This window comes from Neisseria sicca 4320, from assembly GCF_000193735.1.
In the GTDB taxonomy this organism is placed as follows: Bacteria; Pseudomonadota; Gammaproteobacteria; order Burkholderiales; family Neisseriaceae; genus Neisseria; species Neisseria sicca_E.
In genome coordinates this window covers 1-9,733 of sequence record NZ_AEPF01000037.1, presented here as the reverse complement: position 1 = coordinate 9,733, position 9,733 = coordinate 1, and the positions used below count along the sequence as shown (strand labels likewise).

The window sequence follows — 9,733 nt, the reverse complement described above, 5'->3', positions numbered from 1 at the left end:
GTTAATCCACTATATTATTGTAACTTTCACGGATATCAACAACCATGCCTTTCATCCCTCTCCCTCTTTCAGTTTGTCCGGAAAATGTGGATGACCTTATCCGCAGTCTGCACATGTTTGCACCTGTATTGCAAGTGTTGCCCAGTACAGTGTTTTTTGTAAAAAACACGAAAGCAGAGTATGTCTATGCCAACGATACCCTACTGCATCGTTTGCAATTACCCGATATGGCGGCTTTGATCGGAAAAACATCTGAAAACTTGTTTCAGTCTGAATGGGGACAGAGTTATACGCAACAGGACAAGGAAGTGCTGAGTAATGGAAAAATCATCAGCAACAGGCTGGAGCTGCATACGTATGCTTCCGGCGAACTGGGCTGGTGTATCACGCATAAAATGCCGGTGCGCAATCCTTTGGGAGAAATTATTGCCATGCTCGGCGTGTCTGTCGATGTGGAAACCAATGACAGCAATCGTCCCGAGTTGAATAAAAAAATCGCGCTGCTTGAAAAATACATCGCCGGCCATTTCGACCAAAGCATCAAGATGAAAGACCTGGAAGCCGTTTCGCGCCTTTCTACCGCCCAAATCGAGCGTTATTTCAAAAAGATTTTTCACATCACACCTTCGCAATACATCCAAAAAGTGCGCATCGAAGCGGCGATGGCAATGCTGGAAACGGGCTTGTCGGTAACGGAAATTTCCGCCCGTTGCGGCTATTCCGATCACAGTGCATTCACTCGGCAGTTTAAGGCTTTGGTGGGCTTGGCGCCGTCTGAATTTAAGAAATCAAGATAACGGCGAAGTGTAGAAATGCCTGTCTGAAAATAGTGTTTCAGACAGGCATTTCTGTTTTGGCTTTGCTTGAGTATGCACATTTCTGCACAAAAAACGGGAAATTCATCAAGACGACGACCGCAGCGGTTTTGTAAGGTTAACGGAAGTTTATTTAGCGATAGGATTTTGCTATGCCGCATACCGAATATACTTTTTCCGTGATTGATTCCCACACTGGCGGCGAGCCAACCCGTGTAGTGTATGGCGGATTCCCCGAGCTTTCCGGCAACAGCCTGCAAGAGCAGTGCGCCGATTTTGCCAATCGTTTCGACCATTTGCGCCGCGCGTTGATTTTGGAGCCGCGCGGTTCGGAAGTTTTGGTGGGAGCGTTGTTGTGTAAGCCGCAAGACCCTGCTTCTGCCGCCGGCGTGATTTTCTTCAACAACAGCGGTTATTTAGGCATGTGCGGCCACGGCACCATCGGTTTGATTAAAACACTTCAACATCTTAAACGTATTGATGTCGGCACGCACACCATCGAGACGCCGGTAGGTAATGTACGCTGCACGCTGCATGAAGACGGCTCGGTGAGCGTGCGCAACGTGCCTTCTTACCGCTACCGTAAAGATGTGTCGCTTGACGTTGAGGGCATCGGCAGCATCACCGGCGATATTGCTTGGGGCGGCAACTGGTTCTTCTTGGTGAACAACCACGGCTGCACCATCGCGCCCGACAATCTGGGGCAGCTGACCGATGTTTCCTGGCGCATCCGTACCGCGTTGAATGAACAGGGCATCAAAGGCAAAGACGGGCAGGAAATCGACCACATCGAGCTTTTCTGCAAAACCGATACGGCAGACAGCCGCAGCTTCGTGCTTTGCCCGGGCAAAGCCTACGACCGCTCGCCTTGCGGCACAGGCACCAGTGCGAAGATGGCCTGTTTGGCTGCGGACGGCGTGTGGCCACCTGAAAAAGAGTGGGTGCAGGAAAGCGTAATCGGCAGCCGCTTTGCTGCTTCTTATGAAACACTTTCGGACGACCTGCATTCGGAGCGTCTGATCATACCGACCATCAAAGGAGAAGCGCACATTCATGCGGCATCAGAGATTTTTGTAAACGCGGATGATCCGTTCCGCTACGGAATCGAAACATCATGAGCGGCCAAGTTTTTTCTGCGACCGTGATCGGCGGCGGCATCGTCGGCTTGAGTATCGCACTGGAATTGCAGCGCTGTGGCGAAAGCGTACTGTTGTTGGAACGCGATACTGTTTGCGGCGGCACGTCTTACGGCAATGCCGGACATATCGCCACCGAGCAGGTATTCCCGATTGCATCACCCGAGGTGCTCAAGCAGCTGCCGAAAATGTTGCTCGACCCGCTCGGCCCGTTGAGACTGGACTGGAAATACCTGCCGAAAATCACACCGTGGTTGTTCAACCTGCTGCGCAATCTCACACCCGAACGTTTCCAACGCAGCCACCGCGCACTAATGGCGATCAATAGCCGTGCTTTGGCTGCGTGGAGGGAGTTTGCACAGGAATGGGGGGTGGAACAACACATCCGTATTGACGGCTCGCTGCTGGTTTGTGAAACCAAAAGTGGGCAGGTGGCGTTGCAAAAGCACGGCAGGGCGTTAAATGAATTGGGCGTAGTCAACGAATGGCTCGACCAATCCAGCCTACACGAGCGCGAACCGGTTCTTGCCGATACGCAACTCGGCGCGCTGTTTTACCCCGATACCGGCCATGTGGTTGATTTGGCGGGCATGGCGGCGGATTTGCAGCACGCTTTCGTGCAGGCGGGCGGCACGATAAGTGAACATACCGACGTTTCCGACATCCAATTATTTTCAGACGACCTGTTCCGCATCAGCAGCGGCGGAAAAGCGTTTGAAGCCAAGCGCGTAGTGATTGCTGCGGGAGCGTTTTCCAAGCCGTGGTTGAAAAAGCTGTGCGGCAGCGACATTCCGCTTGATACGGAACGCGGTTACCACCTGATGCTGCCTCAGAGCCAAAATATTTTGAACGTGCCTGTAAGCAGCTTCGAGCGCAAATTCATCATGACGCCCATGAACGCAGGCTTGCGCCTGGCCGGTACGGTGGAGTTTGCCGGGCTGGATGCACCGCCGAATATGGAACGGGCGGAGCAGCTCTTTCGCTTGGCAGAACCTATGCTCAAAGGTCGTCTGAACCGGCAAGACGCCGTGCCGTGGATGGGGTTCCGCCCTTCGATTGCCGATTCTTTACCGGTAATCGACCGCAAAGAAAACATTTTGCTGGCGTTCGGGCACCAGCATTTGGGACTGACCCAAGCGCCGTTGACCGCAAAACTGGTGAAAGCCCTGTATTTCGGCGAACAGCCTGCAATCGATTTAAGTCCTTACCGTTTTAACCGTTTCTGAAGCGAACAAACCAAATCTGCATTTTTTTTGCAACAACGTTTTAATCAAACCAAATCACGATTAATTTCAAGAGGAGAAACATATGAATATCGAAGGTATTTTAGTTCCCATCGTTACCCCGTTTACCGCCGACAATCAAGTGGACACCGCGTTGCTTGCCGAGTTGGTGGACGCGTTTATTGCTAAAGGCGTGCGCGGCATCGTAGCCTGCGGTACCACAGGCGAGTATTACGCCTTGTCGGAAGCCGAGCGCGAAACCGTATTGAACACCATCGTAAAGGCCGCTGCCGGCCGCTGTACGCTGATTGCAGGTGTCAGCGATATGTCGAGCGAAGTGGCTGCGCAACGCGCCATCCGCGCTAAAGAATTAGGCTACGACGGCCTGATGCTGTCGGCACCGCCATACAGCCTGCCGTCGCAACAAGGCATCATCGAACATTTTGAATATGTGGCGTCTAAAACCGACTTACCGATTATCCTCTACAACTTCCCTGCGCGCATCGGTGTAGAACTCGAATTCGATACCGTAGCGCATTTGGCGAAGCATCCCAACATCGTCGGAATCAAAGAAAGCACCGGCAATTTCTCCAATGCGCTGCGTATGATTCAGGCGAAATTCGATAATTTCCAAGTGGTGTGCGGCTGCGACGACCAACCTTTGGATTTCTTCTTCTGGGGCGTAAAAAGCTGGATTGCCGGTGCGGCTAACGTTTTCCCCGGTGAGCAGGTTGCCCTGTTTAACGCAGCCCAAGCCCAAGATTGGGACAAAGCACGCCAGATTCTGACCGACCTCTATCCCGCCCTGCATTCGATGGAATCGGGCGACTACAACCAAAAAGCCAAAATCGGCTGCTTAAACGGCACCAAGCCCGCCGGCAAAGTGCGCCTGCCGCTGCATAACCTGACCGCGCAGGAAGCCGCTGAATTTACGGCTTTGTTGAAATGAAGGAGCCGCAGTATGAAAACCGTTGAACAAATCTTCGATGCCGCCAAAGCAGGCAGCCTGTGGGCAGGACATTTGATTCCTAACCATGCCGATTCAGGCAGAAAGCTGGAAAACCGTACACCCATCGATAATTCCCTCATCGGCTACATCGCCGACGGGAGCGAACAGGATATAGATGCCGCCGTACGCGCCGCGCGTTCTGCGTTTTCAGACGACCTTTGGGCAGGCAAAAGCCCATCTGAAAAACGTGCCGTACTGCTGCGTTGGGCGCAGTTGATTGAAGAACACGCCGAAGAGCTGGCAGCGTTGGACTGTATCGACGCGGGCAAGCCCATCAGCGAGTGTATCAACACCGATATGCCCGCCACCATTGAGACCTTTTATTTCTACGCAGAATATGTAGATAAAGCCTTCGGCCGCGTCGCCCCCACCGGCAACGACGCGCTGGGTTTGATTGTGCATGAGCCGGTCGGCGTGGTCGGCGTAGTGTTGCCGTGGAACTTCCCCGCACAGATGTTTGCATGGAAAGTGGCACCTGCTTTGGCGGCTGGCAATTCGGTGATTGTGAAACCTGCCGAACTGACTTCGCTGAGCGCCTACCGCATGGTGCAGCTGGCGCATGAGGCGGGCGTGCCTGAAGCGGCGCTGACGCTGGTGTGCGGCTTGGGTGAAACGGTCGGCAAAGCTTTGGGCATGCATCAAGATGTGGACATGGTGGCCTTTACCGGCTCTACCGAAGTCGGCCGCTATTTCTTGGAATATTCGGCGCAAAGCAACCTGAAAGAAATCGTGTTGGAATGTGGCGGTAAAAGCCCGCAAATCGTGTTTGCCGATGCGGATATAGACAAAGCGATACCGTCGATTTTAGCCGCCGCGTTTTGGAATATGGGCGAAAACTGCAGCTGCGGTTCGCGCCTGATTGTGGAAGCAAGCATCAAAGATGCCCTGCTGGCCAAACTTTCAGACGACCTCAAGCAGGGTTGGAAAGTTGGCGATCCACGCCTGCCTGAAACCAACCTCGGTCCGATGGTGGAAGAAGCTCATTTTGATAAGGTGTGCCGTTATTTCGATACCGCCCTGAAAGAAGGAGGCAAACTGATCACCGGCGGCAAAACCGGCGAAGGCTGGTATTTTGAGCCGGCGATTATCGACGGTGTAACTGCGGATATGACTGTGTTTAAAGAAGAAATATTCGGACCGGTGCTGGCGGTAACCACATTCGGCAGCGAAGAAGAAGCCGTCCGTTTGGCGAACCAATCGGATTACGGGCTGGCCGCTTCGTTCTACACATCCAATGTAAGCCGCGCCCACCGTGTTGCCCGCAAAATTCAGGTAGGTACGGTATCGGTAAACGGTTTTTCGGAAGGCAGTATTGCCACGCCGTTCGGCGGCTACAAACAATCCGGCTTCGGCGGTCGCGACAAAGGAGTGGAAGCGTTTGAGCAATACACGCAGGCAAAAACCATTTGGTTTATGGAATAACACAAAATAAAGCTCAGGTCGTCTGAAACTGGCAGCTCTTATCAAGCCAAACCTTTTTTCAGACGACCTTAGATAACAACATATAGTGGATTAACAAAAATCAGGACAAGGCGACGAAGCTGCAGACAGTACAGATAGTACGGAACCGATTCACTTGGTGCTTCAGCACCTTAGAGAATCGTTCTCTTTGAGCTAAGGCAAGTCAACGCCGTACTGGTTTAAAGTTAATCCACTCTAAAACCGTAAAGGAGAAGAGATGGAAAAGATCGTCAGTACGCTGGTGGATTATATCTGGGGCAACGGCTTGGTTTACCTGGCTTTAGCCGTCGGTCTGTATTTCACCGTTATTACTAAAGGAGTGCAATTCCGCTATTTGCCCGAAATGATCCGCCTGCTGAAAGAAAAGCAGGAATCAGGTGCGGGGATTTCTTCGTTTCAGGCATTCTGTATGTCGCTTTCGGGGCGTATCGGTGTCGGCAATATCGCCGGCGTAGCGACCGCCATTGCCGCGGGCGGTCCCGGCTCTGTATTTTGGATGATTGTAATGGCGCTATTGGGCGGCGCCAGCGCGTTTGTAGAATCGACTTTGGCTCAGATTTATAAAGTCAAAGTCGGTAATGAATATCGCGGCGGCTCTCCTTACTACATCGAGCGCGGCTTAAAACTGAAAGCCTTTGCCGTGCTGGTAGCCGTGGTAATTTTCCTGAGCTACGGCGTGTTGGTGCCGGGCATTCAGGCCAATACCATTGCCACCTCGTTTGAAAACGCCTTCGGCCTGTCTGCCTGGGTTAGCGGCACGGCGGTTTCCGCAATGTTGGCATTTTTAGTTTTCGGCGGCACCAAACGCATCGCCCGCGCCGCCGACAGTATCATTCCGCTGATGGCTGTGGGTTATGTCGGTCTGATGTTGATTGTATTGGTAAACCACGCCTCGAAAATTCCCGAAACTTTAAACCTGATTATAGGTAGCGCATTTGGCACAGACGCGGTATTTGGCGGAATTGTAGGCAGCGCGATTTCCTGGGGTGTACGACGTGCCGTGTTCTCTAATGTAGCCGGTGCGGGCGAAGCGACGTTCAGCTCGGCTGCCGCTGAAGTAAGCCATCCCGTGAAACAAGGTTTGGTGCAAGGCTTTTCGGTGTATATCGATACCGTGATTGTCTGTACCTCGACTGCTATCATGATTCTGATTACCGGTATGTATAACGTGCATCCGAACGGCATGGAAACGCCGCTTGTGGAAAATATTCCCGGCGTGGAAGCCGGCTCTGCTTACACGCAGGCTGCGTTGGGTACTGTGTTCGGCGATTTCGGCGGCGCATTTGTGGCGGTCGGTATCTTCTTCTTCGCTTTCACCTGCCTGCTGGCTTATTACTACATCGCCGAAACTGCGCTGCTTTATCTCGACCAAAAGCTGAAATACCCGATACTCAGTATGATTCTGCGGGTGGTGTTTTTAGCGGTGGTGTTTATCGGTAGCGTGCAGTCTGCCAGCCTGATGTGGGGCTTGGGCGATATCGGCTTCGGCAGTATGTGTTATCTCAACCTGATTGCTATCGTATTTCTCAGCAAACCCGCCTTACGTGCGCTGCATGATTACGACCGCCAGAAAAAAGCCGGCCTTGATCCGGTGTTCGACCCGCGTGTAGCAGGGATTGAGAATGCCGAATTCTGGGTAGAACATATGCAACAACATGATAAGCACTAAGTTTGCTCCGTTACGATAGATGAGCAAAGTAGCTGGAAGATCTGGATTTTAAGTGCAACATCTAATTTAATTGAGCAAACCCGTTTAAGAAGTACCTCATTTGGTGCCGGACAACACAACGTTTATGTGGCTGTGTTGTTCGGCACTACTGTATATGGTGTACCAGGACATGTCTAAATTTGCCTGAAATCCTTCCCTTTCAAAAAATACTGTCAAAGCGGCTCATTGGTATTTTCATTTGATTCCTGCTCCCACTAATGTGCACTAGACTTTCTGCTTGGAAAATTTTTGCACTTCAAATCCAAATGTGGAACCCTGCGTTCAGTCGGACAACTGCCGCTTCAAAAACCAATCTCCGAACGGCCAGTCCACGCTGTCGAGCAGGTTTTTGGTAATCAGCCCAAGCTCGGTATCGCCTTCGATTTGCAGTTTGCGGTTAAAAAACAAAGTATAGTGGATTAACTTTAAACCAGTACGGCGTTATCTCGCCTTGGCTCAAAGAGAACGATTCTCTAAGGTGCTGAAGTACCAAGTGAATCGGTTCCGTACTATCTGTACTGTCTACGGCTTCGTCGCCTTGTCCTGATTTTTGTTAATCCACTATATCAGGGTCTTCCTCGCGCATCATCATGCGCATGAAGCCGATGCCGTTGGCGGCAAGGCGCAAATCGGGAGTACCCCGGTCAGGGCTTTGGATATACCGGCGCACAGTGTATGGCGTAGCCTATGCACGCGGTTGGAAGGGGCAGGCGACGGTTTGCTGAAAGTACAGGCTGCTTTTGATAGAGAGGTCGTCTGAAAATTATTTCTCGGGCAGATTTGAGATTACGGGCAATATAAAGTTTTGTTGGGTTATGACCCAAGCTACGCTTGCTACTTCCAAAATGCGGTGGTGTGGCGCAAGGTGCAGCCGTTGCACGATTTGTTGCGGCGAAAGCGCCCAGTTGCGCAAAGGAATCAGCAGCGTGAATGCAAGCTGATGCGGGAAGATTTTGCCTTTTTGCGTAAGTCCCTGCCAAATGCTTTTGAGTGTTTTAAACATAAGGATTCCTTTGGGTAATGTTGTTTTGCATTGTGCCTACACAATATACAGTATAAAAATAGTGCGCGTTTTTTCCAATCATCACAAAAAGCAGCCTGCACTTTGATTTTTAAAAATGCAGGCTGCTTTCGATAGACAGGGGTCGTCTGAAAATTATTTTTCAGACGACCTTTGATATTCAGTTCCGTTGGGTACATGACTCAAACTACGTTTGCTTGCCATTAAATGAACACATCGCCTTACGCCAAAAAACCATCACAATTACCGCAGCGATGATGATAATTCCGTATGGAATCATACCGTTGCCGTTTTCATATACCGCCCGGCCGCCCGGAAAGCCCGTCCGCGCGGTATTGGCAACCGTGTGGCACGCAATCAATACAAATACCGAGCCGCCGCTGCCGTTATACAGCCATACATAAATAATCCTCACAGCAACCGTCCCTACCAGCCCCCATGCGATCAGTTCGGCAGACTGCCCCACGGCAATCATGGACGGCAAATGCCATAATGCCCACGGTACCCCGATAATCAGCGCCGTAACAAGCGGGGTAAAACGCCGTTGCAGACTTTCCGTGGCGTAGGCGGCATAGCCCAATTCCTCAGCAACTGCTGCGATAAAGAACATGACGAACGCACCGGCAAGCGGCGCAAACGATACGGATAAGGCAGGTATGGTTTGTCCTGTTTGGCGTATCGCGACATAAGTCAGCAGATAAAGCAGAGGGAAAATCAGTATTGCCGTCCAAAAATAGGCAGAATGCTTTATCCGCCCGTAATCAAACACACGTCCAAACAGTCCGCGCACCGCCGCCATGCCGCCCTCGCGGTAACGCAGCAACGCGGCGGCAATCGTCGGAGTGAGCGCCGCGCCGATGTCTGTCAGCGGCAGATTATCAGGCAGAGGACTGTGTTTGAGAAACAAAGACAGCAGCCAAAACGGCGCGCTCAAAGCGTACACCAGCAGAAAGTATTGCCACGGATGCGAATAACCGGCTGTCGGTTTTTCTGAAGAGAGGTTCTGCATGTTATTCCTGTTCGTTCAGTAAATAAGTGGGCGGGTGCAGGCTACGGATTGCTGGATGACGTACAGTATAAAAATATTGCGCGGTTTTTCCAATCATCGTGAAAAGCAACCTGCACTTCGATTTTTGAAAGTGCAGGCTGCTTTTGATAGAGAGGTCGTCTGAAAATTATTTCTCAGACGACCTTTGATATTACAGGTGATATTAGGATTTCGTTGGGTCATGACTCAAGCTACGCTTGCTGCCGACTGTATTACGGCATGGTTGGGAATCATTCGGTAACAACAAAAACCGCGTGCGTACGTACTGCACACACCCTACACTTCAATCTTAAGGTTTGCGTCGCCCGCAGT

At 51.5% G+C, this 9,733-nt stretch carries 8 protein-coding genes and 2 pseudogenes; 6 read left to right on the top strand and 4 right to left on the bottom strand.

What is annotated here, in order from left to right; translation table 11 throughout:
* Window positions 1-113 precede the first annotated feature (113 nt).
* The 6 genes from NSCA4_RS0103015 to NSCA4_RS0102990 all read left to right on the top strand — a co-directional run bounded on the left by NSCA4_RS0103015 (window position 114) and on the right by NSCA4_RS0102990 (window position 7,313).
* Window positions 114-797 (top strand): AraC family transcriptional regulator, encoded by a 684-nt coding sequence (locus NSCA4_RS0103015; RefSeq protein WP_100206328.1) that lies wholly within the window; start codon window positions 114-116, stop codon window positions 795-797.
* 170 nt (window positions 798-967) lie between these two features.
* A complete protein-coding gene (locus NSCA4_RS0103010) occupies window positions 968-1,933 on the top strand; it encodes a proline racemase family protein (RefSeq protein ID WP_016686765.1) in 966 nt (321 codons plus the stop codon).
* Window positions 1,930-3,177, top strand: coding sequence for an NAD(P)/FAD-dependent oxidoreductase (locus tag NSCA4_RS0103005; protein ID WP_016686764.1), 1,248 nt, complete (start codon window positions 1,930-1,932; stop codon window positions 3,175-3,177). The genes NSCA4_RS0103010 and NSCA4_RS0103005 overlap by 4 nt, the downstream gene beginning before the upstream one ends.
* An 82-nt stretch (window positions 3,178-3,259) precedes the next feature.
* The gene (dapA, locus tag NSCA4_RS0103000; protein WP_016686763.1) at window positions 3,260-4,123 is read left to right on the top strand and encodes a 4-hydroxy-tetrahydrodipicolinate synthase; all 864 of its coding nucleotides are present in this window, start codon (window positions 3,260-3,262) and stop codon (window positions 4,121-4,123) included.
* Between the two features lie 12 nt (window positions 4,124-4,135).
* Complete coding sequence (locus NSCA4_RS0102995; protein ID WP_016686762.1) at window positions 4,136-5,605, top strand: aldehyde dehydrogenase; 1,470 nt, start codon at window positions 4,136-4,138, stop codon at window positions 5,603-5,605.
* Window positions 5,606-5,861: 256 nt separating this feature from the next.
* Window positions 5,862-7,313 carry an alanine/glycine:cation symporter family protein gene (locus tag NSCA4_RS0102990; protein WP_016686761.1) on the top strand — a complete coding sequence of 484 codons (1,452 nt, stop codon included), beginning with the start codon at window positions 5,862-5,864 and terminating at the stop codon, window positions 7,311-7,313.
* A 321-nt stretch (window positions 7,314-7,634) separates the two neighbouring features.
* On the opposite strand, the pseudogene ubiT reads toward NSCA4_RS0102990, so the two are convergent.
* The 4 genes and pseudogenes from ubiT to NSCA4_RS0102975 all read right to left on the bottom strand — a co-directional run.
* A pseudogene (gene ubiT, locus NSCA4_RS13630) lies at window positions 7,635-7,763 on the bottom strand (ubiquinone anaerobic biosynthesis accessory factor UbiT); the annotation flags it as partial.
* A gap of 154 nt (window positions 7,764-7,917) precedes the next feature.
* Window positions 7,918-7,995: pseudogene (locus NSCA4_RS14460) on the bottom strand (ubiquinone anaerobic biosynthesis accessory factor UbiT); the annotation flags it as partial.
* Window positions 7,996-8,115: 120 nt separating this feature from the next.
* Window positions 8,116-8,355, bottom strand: a complete 240-nt coding sequence (locus NSCA4_RS12715; protein ID WP_016686759.1) for a hypothetical protein — start codon at window positions 8,353-8,355, stop codon at window positions 8,116-8,118.
* A gap of 205 nt (window positions 8,356-8,560) precedes the next feature.
* Window positions 8,561-9,382 carry a CPBP family intramembrane glutamic endopeptidase gene (locus NSCA4_RS0102975; RefSeq protein WP_016686758.1) on the bottom strand — a complete coding sequence of 274 codons (822 nt, stop codon included), beginning with the start codon at window positions 9,380-9,382 and terminating at the stop codon, window positions 8,561-8,563.
* Window positions 9,383-9,733: the final 351 nt, after the last annotated feature.